The sequence below is a fragment of the Streptomyces sp. NPDC020747 genome (assembly GCF_044334695.1).
Classification (GTDB): Bacteria; Actinomycetota; Actinomycetes; order Streptomycetales; family Streptomycetaceae; genus Streptomyces.
In genome coordinates this window covers 176,414-203,090 of the sequence record NZ_JBIRTJ010000010.1, presented here as the reverse complement: position 1 = coordinate 203,090, position 26,677 = coordinate 176,414, and the positions used below count along the sequence as shown (strand labels likewise).

The window sequence follows — 26,677 nt, the reverse complement described above, 5'->3', positions numbered from 1 at the left end:
CGAGGGGATCCTGCAGAAGAACAGGCAGACACGCAGGTCAGCCCGCCCGGTGCACCACCGCCCGGCGCACCACCGCGCGGTCAGCCCGCCCGGTGGACCACCGCGTCGCACAGCTCCACCAGCGCCGCCTTCGCGTCGCACTCCGGGAGCGGCGCCAGCGTGGCGCGGGCGTCCTCCGCGTACCGCACGGTGTCGCGGCGGGCCTGGTCCAGGGCGGGGTGCACCCGCAGCCTGGCCAGCGCCTCGGCGTGGCGCGCGTCGTCGGACAAGTCCGAGGCGAGCAGCTCCGACAGCGCGATGTCCTCGGCGAGCCCCAGCCGCTCCACCCGCTCGCGCAGCCGCAGCACGGGCATCGTCGGGATGCCCTCGCGCAGGTCGGTGCCCGGCGTCTTGCCGGACTCGCGCGTGTCGCTGGCGATGTCCAGCACGTCGTCGGCGAGCTGGAAGGCGACGCCGAGCCGTTCGCCGTACTGCGTCAGCACGTCGACGACCGTCTCGTCGGCGCCCGACATCATCGCGCCGAATCGTCCCGCCACGGCGATCAGCGAGCCGGTCTTGCCGCTGAGCACGTCCATGTAGTGGTCGATCGGGTCGCGCCCGTCGCGCGGGCCGGCCGTCTCCAGGATCTGGCCGGTGACCAGCCTCTCGAACGCCTCCGCCTGGATGCGTACGGCCTCGGGGCCGAGGTCGGCCAGTATGTGAGAGGCCCGCGCGAAGAGGAAGTCGCCGGTGAGGACCGCGACCGAGTTGCCCCAGCGGCTGTTGGCGCTGGGCACCCCGCGGCGCACGTCCGCCTCGTCCATCACGTCGTCGTGGTACAGCGTGGCGAGGTGGGTCAGCTCGACGACCACGGCCGAGGGCACGACACCCGGCGCGTACGGGTCGCCGAACTGCGCGGCGAGCGTCACGAGCAGCGGCCGGAACCGCTTGCCGCCCGCGCGCACGAGGTGCTGCGCGGCCTCCGTGATGAACGGGACCTCGCTCTTGGTGGCCTCGAGCAGTCCCTCCTCGACAGCCGCCAATCCGGCCTGGACATCGGCTTCGAGAGCCTGGTCCCGCACGCTCAGCCCGAACGGCCCGACGACGGTCACGAGGGTCTCCTGTCTGCTGACGCTCTCAACGGCGGTCTCTGGATGCTCTGGGTGTGCTGGGCCTGCTGGGTACTACAGGTGCTGCGGATGCTGTGGGTGTTTGTCGATGTGTCGCTGCTGGCACTCAAGTCAGCGTATCCGGTCGCCTTTCGATCACAGTGAGCGCCCGCCCGCCACCTGCCATCACCCTGCCTGACACGCTCCACCTGCCCCCTTTTGCCCCCCGCCGCCGACCGGGCGGTATCCGATCACGGACGGTATGTTCTTGATCTGCCGATACGACTGATACATCCGGTACGGACGACACATGCGGTACGTCCTGAAAGTGAGCCATTTTTCAGGAAGTGATGCTTCTTGTCCCGCGACACGATCGAGTCCGACCCTGATCCGGAGCCAGATCCGGAACCCGGTGGTCCGCCCTCGGACCCTGCCGACGACCATGCCTTCTTCGGCCAGCCCAGGGGCCTGCTCACCCTCTCGGGCCTGGAGGTCTGGGAGCGGTTCTCGTTCCTGGGGATGCAGGCGATCCTCGTCCTGTACTTCGCGGACACGGTGGCCCACGGCGGCATGGGCATGTCCGCCGGAACGGCCGCGTCCGTCTCGGCCGCGTACGGGACGCTGGTCTATCTGGTCTCGGTGGCCGGCGGCTGGCTGGCCGACCGCATCCTCGGCTCGTACCGGGCGGTCCTGTGGGGCGGCGTCCTGATCGCCTGCGGCCACTACGCGATGGCGGTGCCCACCGCGGCCATGACCTGGGCGGGACTCGGCCTGATCAGCGCGGGCACGGGCCTGCTGAAGCCGAACGTCGCCACGATGGTCGGCAAGCTCTACCGCACCGACGACGACCGCCGCGACGCCGGTTTCGCCGTGTACTACATGGCGATCAACATCGGCGCCTTCGCGGGTCCGCTGATCACCGGCTGGCTCGGCGACCACCAGGGCTGGCACTGGGGCTTCTCGGCGGCCGCGGTCGGTATGACCTTCGGTCTGATCCAGTACGTCGCGGGCCGCCGTCACCTGGCCGGGCGCAGGAACACGGCCGAATTCGCGCTGCCGCCGGCGTCCATGCGCAGGGCCGTCCGCCTGATCGTCCTCGGCCTGCTGGCGGTGGCCGTCCTCGCGGTCCTGCTGGCCGCCGCCGGATGGCTGACCATGGGCCGCTTCGTGGACCTGCTGACCCTGATCTCGGTGATCGCGCCGGTGGTCTACTTCGCGGTGATGTTCAGGAGTCCCCGGGTGACTCCCGGGGAACGGGGCCGGCTGCGCCCGTACATCGTGCTGTTCCTGGCCTCCACGGTCTTCAACTTCATCCTCTTCCAGGCGTACTCGACGATGATGCTGCTGGCCGCGTCGAACGCCGAGACGACGATCCTCGGCTTCGACTTCCCCGCCAGCTGGTACGCGTCCGCCCTGGGCGCCTTCGAGGTGGCGCTCGCCCCGGTCGTGGCCGCGCTGTGGGTGCGGATGGGGCACAGCCAGCCGCACGCCTCCAACAAGATCGCCTTCGGGGTGGTGCTGGGAGGCCTGTCCTTCCTCCTGATGGTGCTGCCGACCTCCGGCCACGACAACGACGACTACCTGATGTCGGCCTGGTGGATCGTCGGCTCGTACTTCCTGCTGGGGCTCGGCGACATCCTCCTGGAGACCTCCGGCATGTCGGCCACCACGAAGCTCGCCCCGCGGGCCTTCGCCAGCCAGACGATGTCCCTCTGGTTCCTCTCGCTGGCCCTCGCCAACGGCATCCAGGCCCAGACCGTAAAGCTCTACGACGACGTCTCCAAGCCCGCCTACTTCGGCGTCAACGGCGCGATCGCGGTCGCCGCGGGCCTGCTCGTGATCGCCGCCGCACCCTGGCTGCGCCGCACGATGCACCCGGTCCACTGAGACCCCACAGGCCCTGGAGGTCACCGCCATGCGCATCCGTACGTCCTTCCCCTACGAGACGACTCACGACGACCTCCGCGTTCCCCTCCCGGACGGAACCAAGCTCTACGCGCGCGTGTGGCGCCCGCTCACCGACGAACCCGTACCGGCCCTGCTCGAATACCTGCCCTACCGACTGACCGACTGGACGGCCCCGCGCGACTGGCAGCGCCACCCCTGGTACGCGGGGCACGGCTATGCCTCCGTACGCGTGGACATCCGGGGGCACGGCAACTCCGAGGGCATGCCCGGCGACGAGTACTCGGCGACGGAGCTGGCCGACGGGGTCGAGGTCGTCAACTGGCTCGCCGCCCAGCCCTGGTGCTCCGGCAGGGTCGGCATGTTCGGCATCTCCTGGGGCGGCTTCAACTCCCTCCAGATCGCGGCCCTCGCGCCCGAGCCGCTCAAGGCGGTGGTCACCGTCTGCTCGACGGACGACCGCTATGACAACGACGTGCACTACATGGGTGGTTCCGTACTCGCCGTCGACATGCACGCGTGGGCGGCGACCATGCTCGCGTTCGTCTCCCGCCCACCCGATCCGGTGTACGCGGGCGAGGTCTGGCACGACCTGTGGGTCAAACGACTGGAGATGGTCGATCCGTTCCTGCACACCTGGCTGGCGCACCAGACGAGGGACGACCACTGGCGCCGCGGCAGCGTGTGCGAGGACTACTCGGCGATCGGGGCGGCGGTGCTCGCGGTCGGCGGCTGGCACGACCCGTACCGGGACGCGGTCCTGCGTCTGGTGGAACATCTCCCGGCCGACCGCGTACGGGGGATCGTCGGGCCGTGGTCGCACCAGTACCCCGACCGGGGGCTGCCGCCCGGCCCGGCGATCGGCTTCCTCCAGGAGACGCTGCGCTGGTGGGACCACTGGCTCAAGGACACGGAGACCGGGATCATGTCGGAGCCGCTCCTGCGCTCGTACGTCAGCGACTCCCACCCGCCCGCGACGGTGTACCCGACGCTGCCGGGCCGCTGGGTCGGCGATCCGGCCTGGCCCTCTCCTCTGGTGGCCCCGGTGACGTACGCGCTCAAGGGCGAGCCCGTGGCGGTGCGGTCCCCTCAGCACACGGGGGTGGACGCCGGCCGTTTCTTCCCCTTCGGCAACGACGCGGACCTGCCACCCGACCAGCGGGACGAGGACGCGAGGTCGGCGTGCTTCGACTTTGAGGTCCCGGAGGAGATCTGGGTACTGGGCCGCCCGCGCGTGCGCCTGAGGCTCACCACGGAGGCGACGCGAGGACAGGTAGTGGCCCGGATCTGCGACGTGGCCCCCGACGGCTCCTCGACCCTCGTCACCCGAGGCGTCCTGAACCTGTCAGCCCGTCATGGCCGTGACCAGGTCGTTCCCTGGAAACCGGGCTCTACGGAGGATGTGGTTCTCGACCTGAACGCCATCGGCCACGCCTTCCCTCCGGGCCATCGCGTCCGGCTCGCCGTCTCCTCCGCGTACTGGCCGTGGATCTGGCCCCAGCCCGGTTCGGAGGCGGGCTTCACCCTCACCCCTTCGGGGAGCGTGCTGGAACTCCCGCTCCGCGCACAGGAGTCGGACCCGTCCGTCTCCTTCGAGGAACCGGAGGTGGCGGAGCCCATGGGGGTCAACTTCCCCGCGACACTGGACGAGCCACGCCCCGAGCGTCTGGTCGTCCGCGATGTCGCCAAGGGCGAGTGGCGCCTGGAGGTGGACCCGCGGTACGGAGGCACCCGGGTGTATCCCGACGGCCTCGAATTCACCGAGGAGGCCCTGGACACGTACACGATCGTCGAGTCGGACCCGCTGTCGGCGAGCGCCCGCTCGGACTGGTTCGTCCGGCTGCACCGACCGGACCTCCCGTGGGACGCGAGCGTCGAGTCGCACTCCGAAACAACCTGCGACGAGGCGGACTTCATCACCTCGAACGAGGTGATCTGCAAGGACGGTGACGAGGTGGTGTTCCACCGCACCTGGGAGAAAAGGATTCCGCGGACCGCGGGCTGAGCTCGTACGCTCCCCGCATGACGGCGAACGCGTACGTGGGCCCCACGACCGCAGTCGCGCGTGTAGGTCCCACGACCGCAAACGCGTATGCAGGGACCCCATGACCGCGTACGCCTATGTGGGGCCCGAAGACATAAGGGAGGCAGCCCGGCCTGGCGGGGGCGGCGCCCGGATCCGGACCCCGGCCGACCTCGACGCCTTCCTGTGCGCCCGCCCCGCCGACGAACTCGCCGAACCGTTCACCTTCGTCGTCGACGCCTCCCTGACCCTGCGCCTGGCTCCACGCCGCTCCGAACACGTGGCCTGCGCGGACGGGAAACCGGTGCGCGCCGCCGGGGAGTTGGGCTTCGCACGGACCTCGTCCGGCTGGGCGGTCACGTACGCGAGCAACCAGTCCACCGGTTACTGCCCCGACCCCGAGTCGTGGCGATCGCTCGCGGCGGCCCTCACCCGCGCGGGCATCGACCGCACCGGCGCCCACACCGGCGGCTACACCCACCCGATCACCTACCGCCGCTGCCCGTCCTGCTCCGGATGGAACTCCGTGCAGGACGCCCACTTCGTCTGCGCCCTGTGCGACGCCGACCTCCCGGCCGACCACCGCACCGGCCCGACGGACCTCGCGCTCCTCGCCGACGAGGAGGGCAACTCGGTCAGGATCACGGTCCTCGGCCGGCACCCGCTGATGGCGGCGGGCCTGGCGGCCGAGATCGTCGTGGAGACGCCTTTCGTCCGTGGCCGCCTCGAACTCGCGCTGTGGCGCCGCCGACTTGAGGCCTGGGGGCGCGCCCTGGACGCCGCGTCGGACCGCGGCGAGGACATCTCGTGGATGACGGTCGAGGGAGGACCGTCGATTTCCATTCGGCTTACGGGAGAACGGGATTGCCCCGAGGTGATCGTGGAGGACGACACGATTTCCATGGCCACCGTGTGCGTACCCGTCGATCTTCCCCGGAACTGGATCGACAGCCACCGGCAGAAACTGCGTGACGTACTGACCCTCTGGAACCCAGAAGACTGACTCTCCGGAACTCCGAAGGGCAGCGAGAACGTTTACGGACAAGTAGCACCTTATGCCGACTGGGCGGACATCCAGACTCCGCCCGACTTGCCCGTATTACGCACTGGACGCACTTAATTCCCTACCTGCACCAGTGAATTGGGTCACGTCCGCTCGGGGCCGCCGATTTGCCAAGTCGGCCGATTCACCTTTGCTCAAAGCAAGTTGAACTTCACCTTCCGAATGGATCAAGAATTCCCATCTGCCCTGAACAGGCAAATGGCATAGCCATGCGAATTCCGGGCTTGTTCACGGCATGTGCTCTCGCATACGTTCACGTCACTCCGGATGGACCGCCTAATCCTGCCGCCGCCCGGAGATCCCAACCATCCATTCACTCGCGTACGGCAGGAGCGGGGGACCCAGGTAGGCCGCCGGTCCGGATTCCGGAACGGCTCGGGGTGAAGCCGCGTGCAGCATGCGGCCGGGCAGCTCCCGCCCGAACCCGACAGCTCACCTCGCAGGCGTCGGAGAGGAAACGCGCCATGGCCGCACGAGGCAAGCACCGCCGCACCAGAATGAACACCCTCACGCGCGGCATCGTCGCCGCGGGAACCGGCGGAGCCGCGCTCGCGCTCCCCCTCGTGGGGGCGACCGGCGCCCACGCCGCACAGCCGACGCAGGCCGCCCAGGTCGCACCGGCCGCGGTCCCGCAGGTCTCGCTCGTCACGTACAAGGTGGTCGCGGGCGACACCCTGACCAAGATCGCCAAGAAGCACTCCACGAGCGGCGGCTGGCAGAACCTGTACAAGGCCAACCGCGCGGTCATCGGCGACGACCCGGCGGTCATCCGCCCGGGCCTCAAGCTGACGGTCGGCACGAAGAACGCCCAGACCTCGGCGAAGACGGCCACGGCGACCAAGGCGTCCACCGTCACCCCCGCCGCCGCGAAGACGTACTCGAACAACCTCGACGGCTGGATCAGGGAGTCGCTGGACATCATGGCCCAGCAGGGCATCCCGGGGTCGTACGACGGCATCTACCGCAACGTCATGCGCGAGTCGTCGGGCAACCCGCAGGCCATGAACAACTGGGACTCCAACGCCGCTGCCGGCACGCCGTCGAAGGGGCTCCTCCAGACCATCGACCCGACCTTCAACGCCTACCACGTGGCCGGCACCTCGATGGACCCCTTCGACCCGGTCGCCAACATCACGGCGGCGTGCAACTACGCCGCCGCGAGGTACGGCTCGATCGACAACGTCTTCGGGGCCTACTGAGCGGGCCGGCATCGGCGGGGCCGATATCGGCCCCGCCGATGCCGGGCGGGCCCGCGGCGAGGGGAGCCGACCTCTCCGCGGGCCCGCCGCCATGACTTCTCCCGGCGAAGAACTAGGGCCCTTCTGATGGATCTCCGTGGGAGAAGGAGCGGCGGTCGGTGCGTGCGATCGGCGTGCGGTGTGGAGGGTCATGTGGCGGAGCCACCTGGCCCTTCGCGCCGTGCGGCGAGCGTGCGTGCCGGGCGTCGCGACGCCGCGGAGATCCATCAGAAGGGCCCTAGGGCCGCCGCGAGTCGAAGAGCCGTTCCAGCACCACCGCGATGCCGTCCTCCTCGTTCGACAGGGTCACCTCGTCGGCCACCGCCCGGAGTTCGGGGTGGGCGTTGGCCATCGCGACGCCGTGGGCCGCCCAGTCGAACATCGGGATGTCGTTGGGCATGTCACCGAAGGCGATCGTGGTGGCGGGAGTGAGGCCGAGGTGTTCGGCCGCCAGGGCGAGACCCGTCGCCTTGGTCACGCCACATGGCTGGAGTTCGACGGTGCCGGGGCCGGACATCGTGACCGTGGCGAGGGAACCGACCGCTCCGCGGGCCGCGGACGCCAACTCGTCGTCGGACAGCAGGGGATGGCGCAGCAGCACCTTGCTGATGGGTTCCGTCCAGAGGTCGTCGCGGCGCAGGACACGTACCGCGGGCAGTGTCGGGTGCGGCATCTCGTACCCCGGCTCGATGAGCGTGAGTCCGTCGACCCCGTCCTGGTCGACCGCGGCGTACACGTCACCGACCTCCGCCTCGATCTTGCCGAGCGCCGTCTCGGCCAGCTCGCGGTCGAGGGTGACCGACCAGACCATGCGCTCGGCGCCGGCGTCGTACAGCTGCGCCCCCTGACCGCACACCGCCAGTCCCCGGCTGCCCAGTTCGTCCAGCAGGGGGCGTACGCGTGGTGCCGGGCGCCCCGTCACCACGAGGTGCCTGGCACCTCTCCCGATTGCCATCGCCAGCGCGGCGCGTGACCGGTCCGACAGGGTGTCGTCGCCTCGCAGCAACGTCCCGTCCAGGTCAGTGGCGATGAGTGAATATGCAATCGGTGCGGCCATGATCAGAGAATACGGATCGAACGCCCCAACGACTCGACGGGAACCGGACGTCGTCCGGTATCTCGTCAGGCACAGAGGTCGTCACAGGCACCATCCGTCGGCCGCCCGGAGGCAAATCGCGGGCGAAGGGGATCAGTTGACCATGCCCGGCCCGCTCCCCCGCCCCCGGTCAACCGGCCCGTCGCCCATCCCCGGGCCCCTGTTTCCCCATGCCCGGCCCTGTCCAGTGGTCGCCGCACGCACACGACCCGCGCGCCGCTCGGTGGCTTCGGCGACGCGTCGATGCGTACGCGCACGAAGCGGAGGTTCCGTTCAGCCGCGCGCCCCCACCAGATGCCGGACCAACCTCGGTGAGGCGAACTCCGTCCCGCACACGAACCGCATCACCGGCCCGTACGAAGCCGCCGCCGGCAGCCCAGTGAAGTAGAGCCCGGGTACGGAAGACCTGAACCCGGCGCCCAGCTTCGGTGTCCCCCGGCTCACCGCCAGCTCCGTACGCAGTTCGTGCCCGAGGAAGTCCATCGCGGCGAGGTCGACGCGGTATCCGGTCGCGGAGACGACGTGGTCCGCGGAGAGTTCCTCGACGCGTCCGTCGAGCGTCCGGACGGCGAGGGCCGGGTGGCCGTCCACCGATCCGGAGCGGACTATTCGCGACACCTCGCTCACCTGCACCTTCCCCTCGAACCGCTCGCGCAGCCACCAGGCACCGAGAGGGCCGAGCACGCGGCGGACGAGGAAGTGCCTGGCCTGCGGCGGCAGATGGCGGTACGGGTGGGGGTAGTAACTGAGTGCCCACAGCGACCAGGCCCGGCCGAAGGGCGACTCGGGACGCAGCCTCGGCTGTGTCCAGGGGGGCGCGCCGAAGGCGACCGACCCCTTGCCGCGCGCCACCACGCGCACCTGCGCGCCCGCCTCCGCCGCGAGCGCCGCCGTCTCCAGGGCGGACTGGCCCGCGCCCACGACGATCAGCTCCTTGCCGGAGAACCGGGACAGGTCGTGGAGCTGCGAGCTGTGCGAGACGGGCCCCGTGGGGGTCGGTCCGTCCGGTGCGGCCGCGGCCAGCTCGGGCGGCAGATGCGCCAGCCCGGACAGCCCGGTCGCGACGACGACCGCCCGAGCGGCGAACAACTCCCCGGAGTCCAGTTTGAGTTCGAAGCCCCCCGAGCCGCGCCGGTCGACCGAGACGACCCGCACCCGCTCCAGGTCCGGCACGAGCTTCTGCCGGAACCAATCCCCGTACGCGACGAACGTCTCGACCGGGACGATGTCCTCGTCCGTGACGAGTCGGCGGATGCCGGCCGCGTCGCAGTAGTCGACGAGGTTGTGCCCGGGCTGCGGGGCGTCGATGTTCGAGGCGGCCGGGGTCGACTTCAGAAGCATCCCCTCAGGCATGTGCGCACGCCAGCTCACCATGGGCTCACCGAACACCCGTACCGGAATGCCGCGCGCTCGCAGATGCGCGGCGGTGGACAGGCCGAAGGGCCCGGCACCGATCACTGCCACCGGCTCCATCACGAAGTCCCCTCCCCAGGACGCTGCTTCGTCACTTCGTGGTCAACACCATCAGGTGCTGTGTACTGGTTCGTCGTACTGCTGGCTCGTGCTCAGGCAAGCCCTCACCCCGTGCTCGGGCGGGTGCTCCGGCGGTTGGTCCGCCACAGTTGGTACATGTGCTTCACTCCGGGCCGTACGAAGCGCGCGAGCATGGTGAAGAACGGCCGCAGGTCGTCCGCCGCCAGCCACGCCAGCTCCGTGCCGCTGGCGTGGCTGGGGGCGTGCGGTGTCGTGTAGCCGCTGCGGCGGTACGCGAGCAGCGCGGGCAGGTCGATGTTCTCCACGATGTAGCGCCGGCCCGCGAGCTGTTCCCCCTCCGGAACGGTGCGGCCGGTCAGGTCCAGATGCATCGCGCGAACGACGTCGATCCCCGACTCGCTCTCGAAAAGCCGGAACTGTGCTCCCATCCGCGGGTTGAAGTCGAGCAGTTTGTACTGGCCGTCGCGCCGGTCGAAGCGCAGGTCGAGGTCGATGACACCGCTGAAGCCGATCTGTTTGATGAAACGCGCGGCGATGTCCGCGAGTTCCGGATTGTCGACCACGTACGCGTTCGCCGTCATCCCCGCGTGCGGCGGCCAGGAGCGGACCTTGACGCCGGTGAACATCGCGAGCGGCGTCGAGTCCGCGTCGAAGTACGCGTGCACGATCCAGTCCTCGGCGTCCTCCCTGGGCAGGTACTCCTGGAGGATCACCCCGGGGTGCTCGCCCCAGCCGCGAGCGAGCGCGAGCAGCCCCTCGCGGGTCCCGATACGCGTCGTCCCCCTCACGGCCGGTCGCGCGCGGCGCACGAAGGCCTCGCGGTTCTTGGCCACGAGCGGGAAGGTCGCTTTCGCCGCGAAGTCCTCGATCTCCGCGTACGACTCCGGGCAGGCGGACTCCGGACTGGGTATGCCGTGTTCCAGGCAGAGTTCGTGCAGGCCCTGCTTGCTGGCGAGGCGACGCGGAAGGCCGGCCTCCACTCTGGGAAACAGGAAGCGGTCCGCGAGCTCCTCCTGGTGCTCGGCGATCAGCACCGCGGCCTCCTCGTCGGTCGGGATCAGCACGGTGGGCCGGCCGATCCGGCGCCCGACGCGCAGCAGCCCCTCGACGAGCCGCTCCGGCCGCTCCGTCCCGGTGGTCGGCCAGACGAACGCCTGCCGCAGATGCCGTGAGACCGCGGCGGGTGTGTAGCGGTCCTCCGTAATCGCGTACATCGGTACGCCCAGGCGCCCGAGGCTGCGGATCGCGCCCACTCCGCCGTGGTGCAGCGGGTAGTCGCCGAACTTCACGATCAGGCCCGGAACATCCCGGTCCGCGCCGAACGGCACGCCTGCGAAACGTCTGGCCACGGGTCCCCCCACGTGTCCCCCTCTACCGGACCCGGACCCACCCCGTCCGCGTCCCCCGAAAGGACGCTAAGCCGGAATCAACTACTCCGACCCCGCCCTTAATCGGACATTGCGAACTCTTTAGACACTGCCCAAGAGCGGCGACTCCCCCGTAACGTGTGCTGCACCCACCCGGAAAGCGAGGCAGCACCCGATGCCCCCCTTCGATGTCACCGAGGGCGATCCCTTCGGCCCGCACAATCTTCCGTACGGCGTGTTCTCCCTCGACGGTTCCGACAGCGGCTCCGATGCCGTCTCCGGCAGCGGCAGCGGCTCCGGCCGGCGGAGCGTGGGCGTTCGGCTGGGCGACCACGTGCTGGACGCGGGGGCCGCGGCCGTGGAACTCGGTTCCCCGTACGCCGCGCTGCTCGCCCGTCCCTCGCTGAACCCACTGCTCGCGGCCGGCCGCACGGCGTGGTCGGACGTGCGGCGCGCGATCACGGCGTGGGTGACGGTGCCGGCCCACCGCGAGACGATCGCGCCCCTGCTGCACCCGCTCTCCGAGGTGACGCTCCACCTCCCCTTCGAGGTCGCCGACTACGTCGACTTCTACGCCTCCGAGAACCACGCCCGTAACGTCGGCCAGATCTTCCGCCCCGACGCCGAGGACTCCCTCACCCCCAACTGGAAGCATCTGCCGATCGGTTACCACGGCAGGTCGGGCACCGTCGTGGTCTCCGGGACCGAGGTCGTACGCCCCTCGGGTCAGCGCAAGGCCCCGGCCGACCCGGCGCCGGTCTTCGGGCCGTCCGCCAAGCTGGACATCGAGGCGGAGGTCGGCTTCGTCGTCGGCACGCCCTCCACGATGGGCACGGCCGTCCCGCTGAGCGGCTTCCGCGATCACGTCTTCGGGCTCTGCCTCCTCAACGACTGGTCCGCCCGCGACCTCCAGGCCTGGGAGTACGTCCCCCTCGGCCCGTTCCTCGGCAAGTCCTTCGCCACCTCGGTGTCGGCCTGGATCACCCCGCTCGACGCCCTGGACGACGCCCGGGTCACACCCCCGGCACGTACGCATCCGCTGCTGCCGTATCTGGACGACGCCGACGACGCGGCGGAGGACCCAGGCGGCTACGACCTGCGCATCTCCGTCGCCGTCAACGGCCATGTCGTCTCCGAGCCTCCCTTCTCGACCATGTACTGGACGGCCGCCCAGCAGCTGGCCCACATGACGGTGAACGGCGCGTCGCTGCGCACGGGCGATCTGTACGGGTCGGGCACCGTGAGCGGGGCCTCTGACGACCAGCGGGGCTCCCTCCTGGAGCTGACCTGGAACGGGCGCGACACCCTCGACCTGCCGGACGGCAAGCGGACGTTCCTGGAGGACGGCGACACGGTGACGCTGACCGCGTGGGCTCCCGGGCCGCATGGCACGCGGGTGGGCCTCGGCGAGGTGAGCGGGCGCATCGCGGCGAGCGCGTAGCTGCCCGCCCGCGGGCACGTCCGGCCGCACGGCGGTCCCGTATGCGGGCGGGTCCCGTACGCGGGCCGGTCCGTACCCGGTCGCGACGGTCCGCCCCTGGCCAGGGCGGTCCGTACCTGGCCAGGGGCGGCCTTTCCGGTGGGGTGGGTCGGCGTCGGCGTTCGCTGACGCCGGGTTGTTCCGAGCTGCGGGTCGGTGGGGGCTCGTCGCGCCCACGCTGCGGAGCCGCACAATGTCACAGCCCCGCGCCCCGGGAACGTGCCCTCCCCGGCGGCGCCCGCAGTGGCAGATCTTGCCGCGCCCCCGAAGAACCCGCAGGTCATCCGCTCGACCGGCGGAGCCGCCGGTGGCGCAACACTCCGGCAACACCACTTTCCGTACCCCGTCGGTATGGTCCGTCGCATGCCCACCGAACGCATCCGTGACCACGCCGGCCAGGGCGCGACCACCGTCGCCGCCCACCGGCGGCGGCTGCGCGCGGACCGGGCCAGGCAACTCGCCGACCTGCTGCGCCACCAGGTGCTGGCGGGCGGTTTCCCGCACGGCACGCTGCCGCACGAGGCGGCCATCGGCGCCGACTACCGGGCCTCGCGCAACACCGTGCGCCAGGCCCTCGACCTGCTGCGGGCCGAGGGCCTGGTGGAACGGCTGCCCGGTGTCGGCACGGTCGTCGTCGCCGAGAAGTACCCGCACGGGCTCGACCGGCTGATGGGACTCGCGGAGACCCTGCGCGAACACGGCCGGGTCAGCAACGAGGTCCGTACCGCGGGCCCGGTCGCCGCACCGGCCCCGGTCGCCGAACGGCTGCGGGTGCCCGTCGGCGCCGACGTCCTCTACATCGAGCGGCTGCGACGGCTCAACGGCCTCCCGCTCTCCCTCGACCTCACCTACGTCCCACTCGACCTCGGCACCGCCCTGCTCGGCGCCGACCTGGAGAACACGGACGTCTTCCGCCTCCTGGAAGGCATCACCGGACAGCCGCTCGGGCACGCCGAGATCACCCTGGAGGCCGTCAACGCCGACGCGCACTCCGCGACGGTTCTGCAGGCCCCACGCGGCTCGGCCGTCCTGATGCTGGAGCGCCTCACCCACCTCGCCGACGGCCGGCCCGTCGACCTGGAGTTCATCCTCCCCCATAGCTGAACGCATGGGGGGACCCCCATCGCGGCGACCGCATCACGATGAGCGGTCTGCTGCGCCGCTCGCTCTGACCGCCCCGCCCCCTTTCCCGTGTCAGCGGGATCTCCCTGGAGACAGCCATGCCCTTGGCGCCCCAGCGGGCCGACGTGCCCGTGACCATCGACGAGTCGAAGTGCATCGACGGCTGCACGCTCTGTGTGGACATGTGCCCGCTGGACTCCCTCGCCATCGACGAGAGCAACGGCAAGGCCTACATGCATGTCGACGAGTGCTGGTACTGCGGCCCGTGCGCGGCCCGCTGCCCCACCGGAGCCGTGACGGTCAACATGCCCTATCTGCTCCGGTGAGAGGCCAGAACTCCCATGAAACGTACGGCAGTCGCCCTTTCCGCGGTCGCCCTGCTGCTTCCCCTGTCCGGCTGCGGCGGCAGCGCGGAGGCCGGTAGCGGCAACACGGTGACGGTCACCGTCGGCTACCAGTCCAAGACCATCAACACCGTCACCGCGAGCACCCTCCTGCGCTCCCTCGGCTCCTTCGAGCAGCAGCTGAACGCCCTCCACGACGACCACACCTACAAGGTGGACTGGCAGGACTACGCGACCGGCGCCCCCATCACCGCGCAGATGGCCGCGGGAAAGATCGACATCGGCTCGATGGGCGACTTCCCTCTCCTCATCAACGCGGCTCGCGGCAAGCAGCTGGGCCGCCCCACCCGCCTCGTCTCCGTCACCGGCTACAACCTGCGCGGCGGCCTCAACACCGTCGTCACCGCGCCGGATTCGAAGCTCGGCTCTCTGGAGGACCTGCGCGGCAAGAAGGTGTCGACGAGCATCGGCTCGGCGGCCGACGGCACCCTCGTACGGGCGCTGCAGCGCGCCGGAATCGACCCGGACAAGGGCATCGAGAAGCTCAACCAGCAGCCCGCGGTGGGTGCTTCGGCACTCTCGGCGGGCAGCACCGACGCGCTCTCGCAGTTCGTCGCGTGGCCCGGCCTGCTCGCCTTCCAGGGCAAGGCGAAGGCCCTGTACGACGGCGCCGAACTGAACCTGCCGACCTTCCACGGGGTCACCGCCCGCGAGGACTTCGCGAAGAAACGCCCCGCCGTGCTGGAAGCGTTCCTCAAGGCCCAGGCGGAGGCGACGGACTACCTCCACGACCACCCGGTTGCCGCGGCGGAGAAGGTCGCGAAGGCGACCGGGCTGCCCGCCGAGGTCGTGTACCTCTACAACGGCGCGCACGGCATCGCCACCTTCGACCCGGCGATCAAGCCGAAGCTCGTCTCCGCCCTCAAGAAGGACGTCTCGATCCTGAAGTCGGCGAAGCTGACCGGCGACGTGGACGTGGACTCCTTCGTCGACGACCGGTACGTCAGGAAGGCCCTCGGCCCGGACTACGCCGAGCGCCTCCACCGCCGTCCACACCGAGGAGGCGCGCGATGAGCACCTCGTCTGAGACCCGAACGTCCGCCGAGACGACGGCGGTTCGGGCACCCGCGCCCGTACGCGGCACCCGGCTCACCCTCCGCGCCGCCACGCTCGGCCGACCGGACGCCTCCGCGCTGGCCGACGTCGACCTGGATGTCGCCCCGGGCGAGATCCTCACCGTCGTCGGCCCTTCGGGCTGCGGCAAGTCGACGCTGCTGCGCACGCTCGCCGGGCTGCTGCCCGTCCTGGACGGGACGGCCGAACAGGACGGCCGACGGATCGAAGGACCGGCGGCGGACCGCGCCCTGGTCTTCCAGGAGGACGCCCTCCTCCCCTGGCGCACCCTGCGCGCCAACGTCGAACTGCCCCTGGCCATCCAGGGATTGCCGCGCGGCGAACGCAGAAGGCAGGCCGAGTCCTGGCTCGACCGGGTCGGACTCGCCGACCGGTCACAGCAGTTGCCGCACCGCGTCTCCGGGGGCCAGCGCCAGCGCGCGCAGTTGGCCCGCGCGCTCGCCCCGCGCCCGCGCGCCGTCCTGATGGACGAACCCTTCGGCGCCCTCGACGCCCAGACCCGCGCCGGCATGCAGGACCTTCTGGTGGACGTGCTGCACGGCACAGGGGCGACCGTCGTCTTCGTCACCCACGACGTGGACGAGGCCCTGTTCCTCGGCGACCGCGTGGCGCTCCTCGGCTCCGGCCGGCTCACGACGGTGCGCGAGGTGCCCCGGCCGCGCGACCGTACGGCGCACGACGACCCCGCACGCGTGGCTCTGCGCCGCGAGATCCTCACCTCTCCGAGCACGTGAAAGGCACCCTGGTGGACACCCCGGAAAGCCCGGACACCCGCGAACCCGGCGACACCCTCCTCGCGATCCCGGACCTCGGTGACGCCGAGGAACTCTCCTGCGACGTCCTCGTCATCGGCGGCGGCACGGCCGGCACCATGGCGGCGCTGACCGCCGCCGAGCACGGGGCCGACGTGCTGCTGCTGGAGAAGGCGCACGTCAGGCACTCCGGCGCCCTCGCCATGGGCATGGACGGCGTCAACAACGCGGTCATCCCCGGCCGCGCCGAGCCCGACGACTACGTCGCCGAGATCACCCGCGCCAACGACGGCATCGTCGACCAGTCCACCGTCCGCCAGACCGCCACCCGCGGCTTCGCGATGGTGCAGCGCCTGGAGTCGTACGGCGTGAAGTTCGAGAAGGACGAGCACGGCGAGTACGCGGTCCGCCAGGTCCACCGGTCCGGCTCGTACGTGCTGCCGATGCCCGAGGGCAAGGACGTCAAGAAGGTCCTCTACCGGCAGCTTCGGCGGCGCGAGATGCGCGAACGCATCCGCATCGAGAACCGGGTGATGCCGGTGCGCGTGCTGACGTCCCCCGAGGACGGGCGCGCCATCGGGGCGGCCGGCTTCAACACCCGCACGGGCCGGTTCGTGACGGTTCGCGCGGGCAGCGTGATCCTCGCGACCGGCGCCTGCGGCCGCCTCGGCCTGCCCGCCTCCGGCTACCTCTACGGGACCTACGAGAACCCCACCAACGCCGGTGACGGCTACGCCATGGCCTACCACGCGGGCGCCGAACTCACCGGCATCGAGTGCTTCCAGATCAACCCGCTGATCAAGGACTACAACGGCCCCGCCTGCGCCTATGTCGCCAACCCCTTCGGCGGCTACCAGGTCAACCGGCACGGCGAACGCTTCGTCGACTCCGACTACTGGTCGGGGCAGATGATGGCGGAGTTCGCCGCGGAGGTGGCGAGCGACCGGGGCCCGGTGTACCTCAAACTGAGCCACCTTCCCGAGGAGTCGATCTCCGCCCTGGAGTCGATCCTGCACTCCACCGAGCGGCCCACCCGCGGCACCTTCCACGCCGGTCGCGGTCACGACTACCGCACCCACGACGTCGAGATGCACATCTCCGAGATCGGCCTGTGCGGCGGCCACTCGGCCTCCGGCGTACGGGTCGACGACCACGCCCGTACGACCGTGCCGCGGCTGTACGCCGCCGGGGACCTGGCCTGCGTCCCCCACAACTACATGATCGGCGCGTTCGTCTTCGGCGACCTCGCGGGGGCGGACGCATCCCAGTACCGCGCCCACCAGGGCGAGTTGCCCCAGGAGCAGCTGCGCGAGGCGCACGAGTTGGTCTACCGCCCGCTGCGCAACCCGGAAGGGCCGCCCCAGACCCAGGTCGAGTACAAGCTCCGCCGCTTCGTGAACGACTACGTGGCGCCCCCCAAGTCCGGTGCCCGGCTGTCGCTCGCCGTCGAGTCCTTCGAGCGGATGCGCGACGACATCTCGGCGATGGGCGGGCGCACTCCGCACGAGCTGATGCGGTGCGCCGAGGTCACCTTCATCCGCGACTGCGCGGAGATGGCGGCCCGTGCCTCGCTGGCCCGCACGGAGTCCCGCTGGGGCCTCTACCACGACCGCACGGACCATCCCGCGCGCGACGACGTCTCCTGGTTCCACCACCTCGACCTGCACAAGTCCCCCTCTGGTTCGATGGAGTGCACGGCTCGTCCCGTGGCTCCCTACGCCATCCCCGTAGACGGCTTCGACCCGACCGGCGGCCCCTCCCGGCACCTCGGCGAGATACACCCGGAGGGCGTGGCCACGGCTGGCGCACGGGACGCGGCCCCCGTGGCCGCGCGGCCCTCCACCGCCGTGGCCGGAAGCACCGGTCCCGACTCCGGCTCCGGCAACAGCGACGGCACCAGCAGCGACAGCGCCCGCCAGGACGCCTCGCCCCGGCTGCTCGAACTCCTCGCCCTCGCCGAGGAGGAGCCCGAACTCTCCGCTGTCCAGCCCTACTTGACCGACCACGAGCCCTCCGTCCGGCGAGCGGCCGTCAGCGTGCTCACCGAGACCACGCCCCCCGGAACCGGTCCGGCGCTGGCCACCGCCCTCGCCGACACCGACGCTGCTGTACGCGCCTCCGCGGCGGCCTCGTTGCGCGAACTCGTCGAGACGCTCACGCCTGAACCGGCCCTGCGCGACCCGCTCACACACGCCCTCGCACAGTCCGACCCGGTCGTCCGCGCCGCCGCCCTCGACGTCCTGCGTGCCCTGCGGCTGGGCGACGCCGGCCTCTTCGCCCGCTCACTGGGCGATCCTGATATCTCCGTCCGTATCGAAGCGATCCGAGCACTGGTCTCCGTCGACGCGGCCGACGAACTGGTCCGGGCGGCGGACGACCACTCCCGTGAGGTGCGGGTGACCGCGGCCAAGGCACTGGCGACGGTGGGCGCGGTCGCGGACCGCCGAAACGTGGCGGTCGCACCGGGCGCGAATGCGGACGCGGACCGCCGGAACCTGGCTGTCCCGTCGGGCGCGGGCGACGCACCGGCTCCGGACGCCACGGCCGCCGACCCCGTGATCGCCGCCCTCGACCGCCTCACCGAGGACGCCGACGCCCTGGTCCGCGGCGCCGCCTTCGCCTCGCTGGCCGGCACGGGGTGCCCAGCGCCGCTGGCCGAACGCGCCGTCCGTGCTCAGGCCGATCCCGCGTGGCAGGTCCGGGCCGGCGCCGCCACCGCGCTGTCCGCGGCTGACGCCGAGGTGGCCGTGCCCGCCCTCGCCAAGGCGCTGGCCGACCCGAACGCGGACGTCCGCAAGGCCGCCGTCCTGGCACTCGTCAGGCACACGCGGTCCGGTGCCGCCGACGCGTCAACCGCTGCCGCCCGGGCCGCACTCGCCACGGCCACGACGGACTCGGACGCGGACGTCAGGGCGTACGCCTCACGCGCGCTCTGATCTGTGCGGCCAGGCCCTGTGCGGTGCGGGGGCGAGCGTCGCACCACCCGGCAAACCCGAACCGGACCGAGCCCGTCCCCGGCTCAGCAGAACCGGACCAGGCAAGCCCCGACCGAGCCGGGCTCATCGGACACGGACCGACCAAACCCCGCCGCCCGAGTTGGGCTCAGCGGAACCAGAACAGGCCTGGGACCGGACGGCACCGGACCAGGTCGGATCGGCCCGGCCGAGCCAACCCTCACAGGCACGGGCATCGCGGCCACGGCACCAAGTAGCCGGACCTGGACCTATATCCAGTCCTCGGGCTCCGGCTCCGGCTCCATGTCGGGCCAGTAGAACCCAGGGTCGTCGTCGCTCCGGCGTGCCGGAGCCGACCCCGCGCCGTTCCCTGGACCCTCCGCTCGCCCGGCGCCGGAACCCGAGCCGGAGTCAGAGCCCGAACCGGTGCCGGAAGGCCGCTCCAGGGCAGCGAGCACCCCGATCACGCCCTCCCCGTACGTCACGAGCTTCTTCTCGCCGATCCCGCTGATCCCGCCCAGCTCCGCGACGGAGCCGGGCCACACCGTGGCGATCTCCCGCAGCGTGGCGTCGTGGAAGATGACGTACGCCGGGACGCCCTGCTCCTTGGCCTGGCCGGCACGCCAGGCGCGCAGGGCCTCGAAGGCGGGCTGCAGCTCCGCGGGAAGGGAAGCCGCGGCGGCCGCGGCCTTGGCCTTGCGCTCGCTGCGACCGGAACCGGACGAGGAACGGGAGGCCACCGGCTTCGACGGCTCCTTGCGCAGCGGCACCTCCCGCTCACGCCGCAGCACGGTCCCGCTCGCCTCGGTCAGCACCAGCGTGCCGTACTCACCCTCGACCGCGAGGAGCCCCTGGGCCAGCAACTGCCGGACGACACCGCGCCATTCGCCCTCGGCCAGTTCCTCACCGATGCCGAACACGGACAGCTGGTCGTGGTCGAACTGGATGACCTTGGCACTCCTGCGCCCGAGCAGGATGTCGACGATCTGGATCGCGCCGAACTTCTGCCCCCGCTCACGCTGCAGCCGCACCACGGTGGACAGCACCTTCTGGGCCGCGACCGTGCCGTCCCAGGTCTCGGGCGGGAGCAGGCACGTGTCGCAGTTCCCGCAGGCCGGGGCCTCCGGATCCTGGCCGAAGTAGGCGAGCAGCTGACCGCGCCGGCACTGGGCCGTCTCGCACAGCGCGAGCATCGCGTCGAGATGCGAGGCCGCCCGGCGCCGGAACGTCTCGTCGCCCTCGCTCGACTGGATCATCTTTCGTTGTTGTATGACGTCGTTCAGGCCGTAGGCCATCCACGCCGTGGACGGCAGTCCGTCGCGGCCGGCGCGGCCGGTCTCCTGGTAGTAGCCCTCGACCGACTTCGGCAGGTCGAGGTGGGCGACGAACCGGACGTCCGGCTTGTCGATGCCCATGCCGAAGGCGATGGTCGCGCACACCACCAGGCCGTCCTCGCGCAGGAACCGCGACTGGTGGTCGGCGCGCATGCCGGAGTCCAGACCCGCGTGGTACGGCACCGCCGCGATGCCGTTGCGGACGAGCAACTCGGCCGTCTTCTCGACCGAGTTGCGCGACAGGCAGTAGACGATGCCCGCGTCGCCCGCGTGCTCCTCCTTCAGGAAGGACAGGAGCTGCTTCCTCGGATCGGCCTTCGGCACGATCCGGTACTGGATGTTGGGCCGGTCGAAGCTCGCCACGAAGTGACGGGCGTCCGGCATGCCCAGGCGCTGGGTGATCTCCTTGTGGGTGGCGTCCGTGGCCGTCGCGGTCAGCGCGATCCGCGGTACGTCGGGCCAGCGCTCACCCAGCAGCGAGAGCGAGAGGTAGTCGGGGCGGAAGTCGTGGCCCCACTGCGACACGCAGTGCGCCTCGTCGATCGCGAAGACCGAGATCTTTCCGCGCTTGAGGAGGTCGAGCGTGGACTCCAGGCGCAACCGCTCCGGTGCGAGGTAGATCACGTCGAGCTCGCCCGCGAGGAACTCCGCCTCGACGGTGCGCCGCTCGTCGAAGTTCTGCGTGGAGTTCATGAACCCGGCGCGCACGCCGAGCGCCCGCAGCGCGTCCACCTGGTCCTGCATCAGCGCGATGAGGGGTGAGACCACCACGCCCGTGCCCGCTCTGACCAGGGCCGGGATCTGGTAGCAGAGCGACTTTCCGCCGCCCGTGGGCATGAGGACGACCGCGTCCCCGCCGCTCACCACATGCTCGATGACGGCTTCCTGCTCACCGCGAAAGGCCTCGTAACCGAAGACCCGGTGGAGCGTGCCGAGCGCTTCGCTCTCCGCCACCTCTGTCATCACACCCGTCCCGCCCATTGTCCCGTCCCCCGTACGTCGTGCCTCGACCACTGCCTCCACGATAGGGGTCCGCACCGACAGCCTCAGAGTTATCCACAGGCTGCGACCGAGGTTCCGTCGAATACGTCCGTCGGACCGCACCCCAAAACACTTCGGGCCCCGGCTCCCAATGGAACCGAGGCCCGAAGAACACCAGGTCAGCGGACGAACACGCCCGCCTGGCCGGCCAGGTCGAGGAAGTACTGCGGCGCCACACCCAGTACCAGCGTGACCGCCACCCCCACCCCGATCGCCGTCATCGTGAGCGGCGACGGCACGGCGACCGTCGGTCCCTCCGGACGCGGCTCGCTGAAGAACATCAGCACGATCACGCGGATGTAGAAGAACGCCGCGATGGCCGACGAGATCACACCGACCACGACCAGCGCGCCCGCGCCGCCCTCGGCCGCCGCCTTGAACACGGCGAACTTCCCGGCGAAACCGGAGGTCAGCGGGATGCCCGCGAAGGCCAGCAGGAAGACCGCGAACACGGCGGCCACCAGCGGTGACCTGCGTCCGAGACCGGCCCACTTGGACAGGTGCGTGGCCTCGCCGCCCGCGTCCCGTACGAGGGTGACCACCGCGAACGCGCCGATGGTGACGAACGAGTACGCGCCCAGGTAGAAGAGCACCGACGAGACACCGTCCGGTGTCATCGCGATGACACCCGCGAGGATGAATCCCGCGTGTGCGATCGACGAGTACGCGAGGAGGCGCTTGATGTCGGTCTGGGTGATCGCGACGATCGCACCGCCCAGCATGGTGACGACCGCGACGCCCATCATCACCGGCCGCCAGTCCCAGCGCAGGCCCGGCAGCACGACGTACAGCAGCCGCAGCAGCGCGCCGAAGGCGGCCACCTTGGTCGCGGCGGCCATGAAGCCGGTGACCGGGGTCGGCGCGCCCTGGTAGACGTCCGGGGTCCACATGTGGAACGGCACGGCGCCGACCTTGAAGAGCAGACCCATGACGACCATCGCGGCACCGATGAGCAGCAGCGCGTCGTTGCCCATGGTGTCGGCGAGTGCCGGGTTCACCGTCCCGATGGTGCCGTCGACGACCTGCGCGATCGTCGCGTACGACACCGAACCGGCGTAGCCGTACAGCAGGGCGATGCCGAAGAGGGTGAACGCGGAGGCGAAGGCGCCGAGCAGGAAGTACTTGACCGCGGCCTCCTGCGACATGATCCGCTTGCGGCGGGCCACGGCACAGAGCAGGTAGAGCGGCAGCGAGAAGACCTCCAGGGCGATGAACAGCGTCAGCAGGTCGTTCGCCGACGGGAAGACGAGCATGCCCCCGATCGCGAAGAGCAGCAGCGGGAACACCTCGGTGGTGGCGAACCCGGCCTTGACCGCGGCCTTCTCGCTGTCACTGCCCGGCACGGACGCGGCCTGCGCGGCGAAGGAGTCGACGCGGTTGCCGTGGGCCACCGGGTCGAGGCGCCGCTCGGCGAACGTGAACACGCCGAGCACACCGGCCAGCAGGATCGTGCCCTGTAGGAACAGCGCGGGCCCGTCGACCGCGATGGCGCCCATCGCGGCGATACCGGCCTTCGTGGTGCCGTATCCGCCGGCCGCGAGCCCGACGACCGCGGCGAAGGCGGCGGCGAGGGCGACGACGGACACGAACAACTGGACGTAGTAGCGGGATTTCCGGGGCACGAAGGCCTCGACCAGGATCCCGATGATCGCCGCACCGATGACGATCAGGGTGGGCGACAACTGCCCGTATTCGATCTTCGGCGCGTCGATCTTGTCGATCGGGTCCGCCGCCATTGTCCACAGGCTGTGGACGGCTGTAGCACTCACGGGGCCGCCTCCACCTCGGGCTTGGGGTCTGTCTTCTGTACGTCGGACATGGTCTGTTTGACCGCCGGGTTGACGATGTCGGTGAGGGGCTTCGGGTAGACGCCGAGGAAGATCAGCAGGGCGATCAGCGGGGCGACCACCGCGAGTTCCCGCACCCGGAGGTCGGGCATGGCCGACACCTCGGGCTTGACCGGGCCGGTCATCGTCCGCTGGTAGAGCACGAGCGTGTAGAGCGCGGCGAGGACGATGCCGAAGGTGGCGATGATCCCGATCACCGGGTAGCGCGTGAACGTGCCGACCAGGACCAGGAACTCACTCACGAACGGCGCGAGCCCCGGCAGGGACAGCGTCGCGAGGCTGCCGATCAGGAACGTGCCGGCGAGCACCGGCGCGACTTTCTGCACCCCTCCGTAGTCGGCGATCAGACGCGAGCCGCGCCGCGAGATCAGGAAGCCGGCCACCAGCATCAGCGCGGCGGTCGAGATTCCGTGGTTGACCATGTAGAGCGTCGCGCCCGACTGGCCCTGGCTCGTCATGGCGAAGATGCCCATGATGATGAACCCGAAGTGGGAGATCGACGCGTACGCCACCAGCCGCTTGATGTCGCGCTGGCCGACCGCGAGCAGCGCCCCGTAGATGATGCTGATCAGGGCGAGTACGAGGATGACCGGCGTCGCCCACTTCGAGGCCTCCGGGAAGAGCTGGAGGCAGAAGCGGAGCATCGCGAAGGTGCCGACCTTGTCGACCACCGCTGTGATCAGGACGGCGACCGGGGCGGTGGCCTCCCCCATCGCGTTGGGCAGCCAGGTGTGCAGCGGCCACAGGGGCGCCTTCACCGCGAAGGCGAAGAAGAAGCCCAGGAAGAGCCATCGCTCGGTGTTGGTCGCCATGTCCAGCGTGCCGTTGGCCCGGGCCTCGGCGATCGCCTGGAGCGAGAAGTTTCCCGCCACTACGTAGAGACCGATCACGGCGGCCAGCATGATCAGGCCGCCGACGAGGTTGTAGAGGAGGAACTTCACGGCGGCGTACGAGCGCTGGGCTGCCGCATGCTCGTCCGAGCCCGCGTGGGCACGGTCTCCGAAGCCACCGATGAGGAAGTACATCGGGATGAGCATGGCTTCGAAGAAGATGTAGAAGAGGAAGACGTCGGTGGCCTCGAAGGAGATGATCACCATCGCCTCGACGGCGAGGATCAGGGCGAAGAAGCCCTGCGTCGGCCGCCAGCGGCTGCTGTTGGTCTCCAGGGGGTCGGCGTCGTGCCAGCCCGCGAGGATCACGAACGGGATCAGCAGCGCGGTCAGCGCGACGAGCGCCACCCCGATGCCGTCCACGCCCAGTTCGTACCGCACCCCGAAGTCCGCGATCCAGGCGTGCGATTCGGTGAGCTGGTAGCGGTCGCCGTCGGGGTCGAAGCGGATCAGGACGACCAGGGCGAGTACCAGGGTGGCGAGCGAGACGGTCAGCGCCAGCCACTTGGCGGCGGTGCGGCGCGCGGCCGGCACGGCGGCCGTGGCGATGGCCCCGATCGCCGGAAGCACCGCCGTCGCTGTCAGCAGAGGAAAGGACATCGGTATCAGACCGCCCTCATCAACAGGGTCGCGGCGATGAGGATCGCAGCACCGCCGAACATGGAGACCGCGTACGACCGCGCATAGCCGTTCTGCAGCTTGCGGAGCCGTCCGGAGAGGCCGCCCATCGAGGCCGCCGTGCCGTTCACGACCCCGTCGACCAGGGTGTGGTCGACGTACACCAGGGAGCGCGTGAGGTGCTCTCCGCCGCGTACGAGGACGACGTGGTTGAAGTCGTCCTGGAGAAGGTCGCGCCGGGCGGCCCGGGTGAGCAGGGAGCCGCGCGGGGCGACCACCGGGACGGGACGGCGCCCGTACTGGACGTAGGCGAGAGCGACGCCGATGACGAGCACGACCATGGTGGCGAGCGTGACCGTCGTCGCGCTGACCGGCGGGTTGCCGTGCGCGTGCTCGGTGACGGGCTCCAGCCAGTGCACGAACCGGTCGCCGATGCTGAAGAACCCGCCCGCGAAGACCGATCCGAAGGCCAGCACGATCATCGGGATCGTCATGGACCTGGGGGACTCGTGCGGGTGCGGCTCGTGGCCGTTCTCGTCGGGCTGCCAGCGCTTCTCTCCGAAGAAGGTCATCAGCATCACGCGCGTCATGTAGTACGCGGTGATGGCCGCGCCGAGCAGGGCCACGCTGCCGAGGATCCAGCCCTCGGTGCCGCCCTTGGCGAAGGCCGCCTCGATGATCTTGTCCTTGGAGAAGAAGCCGGACAGGCCCGGGAAGCCGATGATGGCCAGGTAACCGAGGCCGAACGTCACGAAGGTGACCGGCATGTACTTCCTGAGGCCGCCGTACTTCCTCATGTCGACCTCTTCGTTCATGCCGTGCATGACCGAACCGGCGCCGAGGAAGAGCCCGGCCTTGAAGAAGCCGTGCGTCACCAGGTGCATGATCGCGAAGACGTACCCGATGGGGCCGAGGCCCGCCGCGAGGATCATGTAGCCGATCTGCGACATCGTCGAACCGGCGAGCGCCTTCTTGATGTCGTCCTTGGCGCAACCGACGATCGCACCGAAGAGGAGCGTGACCGCTCCGACCACGGTGGTCACGAGCTGGGCGTCCGGCGCGGCGTTGAAGATGTCGGCGGAGCGGACGATCAGGTACACGCCCGCGGTCACCATGGTCGCGGCGTGGATGAGGGCCGAGACCGGGGTCGGGCCCTCCATCGCGTCCCCGAGCCAGGACTGCAGCGGCACCTGGGCGGACTTGCCGCAGGCGGCGAGCAGCAGCATCAGGGCGATGGCGGTGAGCTTGCCCTCGCCGGTCTCACCGGTGGCCTCCAGGACCGGCCCGAAGGCGAAGGTCCCGAAGGTGGTGAACATCAGCATGATCGCGATCGACAGGCCCATGTCGCCGACGCGGTTGACCAGGAAGGCCTTCTTCGCGGCGGTGGCGGCGCTGGGCTTGTGCTGCCAGAAGCCGATCAGGAGGTACGAGGCGAGGCCGACGCCCTCCCAGCCGACGTACAGCAGCAGGTAGTTGTCCGCGAGGACGAGCAGCAGCATCGCCGCGAGGAACAGGTTCAGATAGCCGAAGAAGCGGCGGCGCCGCTCGTCGTGCTCCATGTACCCGATCGAGTACACGTGGATCAGCGAGCCGACGCCCGTGATCAGCAGCACGAACGTCATCGACAACTGGTCGAGCTGGAAGGCCACGTCAGCCTGGAAGCCCTCTACGGGGATCCAGCTGAACAGGTGCTGGCCGATGGCCCGGTGTTCGGCGTCCTTGCCCAGCATGTCGGCGAAGAGGATCGCGCCGATCACGAAGGAGACGGACGCGAGAGCCGTACCGATCCAGTGGCCGACGGCATCGAGCCGCCGGCCGCCGCACAGCAGTACGGCCGCTCCGAGCAGAGGCGCCGCCACAAGCAGCGCAATCAGGTTCTCCACGATT

Annotated in this window: 16 protein-coding genes, 2 pseudogenes and 1 riboswitch; of the genes and pseudogenes, 10 read left to right on the top strand and 8 right to left on the bottom strand. The window is 70.4% G+C overall.

Annotated features, from left to right (window positions below; translation table 11 throughout):
- Positions 1 to 80: 80 nt before the first annotated feature.
- Entirely contained in the window at positions 81 to 1,091 is a 1,011-nt protein-coding gene (locus tag ACH4YP_RS26095) for a polyprenyl synthetase family protein (protein WP_190231051.1), read from the bottom strand.
- Between the two features lie 354 nt (positions 1,092 to 1,445).
- On the opposite strand from ACH4YP_RS26095, the gene ACH4YP_RS26090 reads away from it, so the two are divergent.
- The 4 genes from ACH4YP_RS26090 (at position 1,446) to ACH4YP_RS26075 (ending at position 7,278) form a co-directional block, all read left to right on the top strand.
- Positions 1,446 to 2,975, top strand: a complete 1,530-nt coding sequence (locus ACH4YP_RS26090; RefSeq protein ID WP_398492826.1) for a peptide MFS transporter — start codon at positions 1,446 to 1,448, stop codon at positions 2,973 to 2,975.
- 28 nt (positions 2,976 to 3,003) lie between these two features.
- Complete coding sequence (locus ACH4YP_RS26085; protein WP_398492825.1) at positions 3,004 to 4,998, top strand: CocE/NonD family hydrolase; 1,995 nt, start codon at positions 3,004 to 3,006, stop codon at positions 4,996 to 4,998.
- A 100-nt stretch (positions 4,999 to 5,098) separates the two neighbouring features.
- Complete coding sequence (locus tag ACH4YP_RS26080; RefSeq protein ID WP_398492823.1) at positions 5,099 to 6,019, top strand: DUF5959 family protein; 921 nt, start codon at positions 5,099 to 5,101, stop codon at positions 6,017 to 6,019.
- 356 nt (positions 6,020 to 6,375) lie between these two features.
- A riboswitch (cyclic di-AMP (ydaO/yuaA leader) is annotated at positions 6,376 to 6,540 on the top strand.
- Positions 6,541 to 6,543: 3 nt separating this feature from the next.
- Complete coding sequence (locus tag ACH4YP_RS26075) at positions 6,544 to 7,278, top strand: transglycosylase SLT domain-containing protein (protein WP_398492821.1); 735 nt, start codon at positions 6,544 to 6,546, stop codon at positions 7,276 to 7,278.
- Between the two features lie 277 nt (positions 7,279 to 7,555).
- On the opposite strand, the gene ACH4YP_RS26070 is transcribed toward ACH4YP_RS26075, so the two are convergent.
- The 3 genes from ACH4YP_RS26070 to ACH4YP_RS26060 form a co-directional block, all read right to left on the bottom strand.
- Positions 7,556 to 8,374, bottom strand: a complete 819-nt coding sequence (locus tag ACH4YP_RS26070; RefSeq protein WP_361055040.1) for an HAD family hydrolase — start codon at positions 8,372 to 8,374, stop codon at positions 7,556 to 7,558.
- Positions 8,375 to 8,686: 312 nt separating this feature from the next.
- Positions 8,687 to 9,889: an FAD-dependent oxidoreductase gene (locus tag ACH4YP_RS26065; protein WP_398492819.1), complete on the bottom strand. Its 1,203-nt coding sequence runs from the start codon at positions 9,887 to 9,889 to the stop codon at positions 8,687 to 8,689.
- A 101-nt stretch (positions 9,890 to 9,990) separates the two neighbouring features.
- Complete coding sequence (locus tag ACH4YP_RS26060; RefSeq protein ID WP_398492985.1) at positions 9,991 to 11,235, bottom strand: ATP-grasp domain-containing protein; 1,245 nt, start codon at positions 11,233 to 11,235, stop codon at positions 9,991 to 9,993.
- Positions 11,236 to 11,449: 214 nt separating this feature from the next.
- Here ACH4YP_RS26060 and fahA point away from each other — a divergent pair, with 214 nt between their 5' ends.
- The 6 genes and pseudogenes from fahA (at position 11,450) to ACH4YP_RS26030 (ending at position 19,042) form a co-directional block, all read left to right on the top strand.
- Complete coding sequence (fahA, locus tag ACH4YP_RS26055; RefSeq protein WP_398492817.1) at positions 11,450 to 12,715, top strand: fumarylacetoacetase; 1,266 nt, start codon at positions 11,450 to 11,452, stop codon at positions 12,713 to 12,715.
- A 402-nt stretch (positions 12,716 to 13,117) separates the two neighbouring features.
- A pseudogene (locus ACH4YP_RS26050) lies at positions 13,118 to 13,926 on the top strand (GntR family transcriptional regulator).
- 48 nt (positions 13,927 to 13,974) lie between these two features.
- On the top strand, positions 13,975 to 14,202 hold the full coding sequence (locus ACH4YP_RS26045; protein ID WP_010986276.1) for a ferredoxin family protein: 228 nt from the start codon (positions 13,975 to 13,977) through the stop codon (positions 14,200 to 14,202).
- Between the two features lie 15 nt (positions 14,203 to 14,217).
- Positions 14,218 to 15,273, top strand: a pseudogene (locus ACH4YP_RS26040) (ABC transporter substrate-binding protein); the annotation flags it as partial.
- Positions 15,274 to 15,290: 17 nt separating this feature from the next.
- On the top strand, positions 15,291 to 16,088 hold the full coding sequence (locus ACH4YP_RS26035) for an ABC transporter ATP-binding protein (protein ID WP_398492815.1): 798 nt from the start codon (positions 15,291 to 15,293) through the stop codon (positions 16,086 to 16,088).
- Between the two features lie 11 nt (positions 16,089 to 16,099).
- Positions 16,100 to 19,042 carry a fumarate reductase/succinate dehydrogenase flavoprotein subunit gene (locus ACH4YP_RS26030; RefSeq protein ID WP_398492813.1) on the top strand — a complete coding sequence of 981 codons (2,943 nt, stop codon included), beginning with the start codon at positions 16,100 to 16,102 and terminating at the stop codon, positions 19,040 to 19,042.
- 287 nt (positions 19,043 to 19,329) lie between these two features.
- Here the strand turns inward: ACH4YP_RS26030 and recQ are convergent, their stop codons facing one another.
- From recQ to nuoL, 4 genes are all read right to left on the bottom strand, one after another.
- A complete protein-coding gene (recQ, locus tag ACH4YP_RS26025) occupies positions 19,330 to 21,375 on the bottom strand; it encodes a DNA helicase RecQ (RefSeq protein ID WP_398492983.1) in 2,046 nt (681 codons plus the stop codon).
- 179 nt (positions 21,376 to 21,554) lie between these two features.
- Positions 21,555 to 23,204, bottom strand: coding sequence for an NADH-quinone oxidoreductase subunit NuoN (nuoN, locus tag ACH4YP_RS26020; protein ID WP_361055020.1), 1,650 nt, complete (start codon positions 23,202 to 23,204; stop codon positions 21,555 to 21,557).
- On the bottom strand, positions 23,201 to 24,772 hold the full coding sequence (locus ACH4YP_RS26015) for an NADH-quinone oxidoreductase subunit M (protein WP_361055017.1): 1,572 nt from the start codon (positions 24,770 to 24,772) through the stop codon (positions 23,201 to 23,203). The genes nuoN and ACH4YP_RS26015 overlap by 4 nt, the downstream gene beginning before the upstream one ends.
- 5 nt (positions 24,773 to 24,777) lie before the next feature.
- Positions 24,778 to 26,673, bottom strand: a complete 1,896-nt coding sequence (gene nuoL, locus ACH4YP_RS26010; protein WP_398492811.1) for an NADH-quinone oxidoreductase subunit L — start codon at positions 26,671 to 26,673, stop codon at positions 24,778 to 24,780.
- Between the last annotated feature and the right edge of the window lie 4 nt (positions 26,674 to 26,677).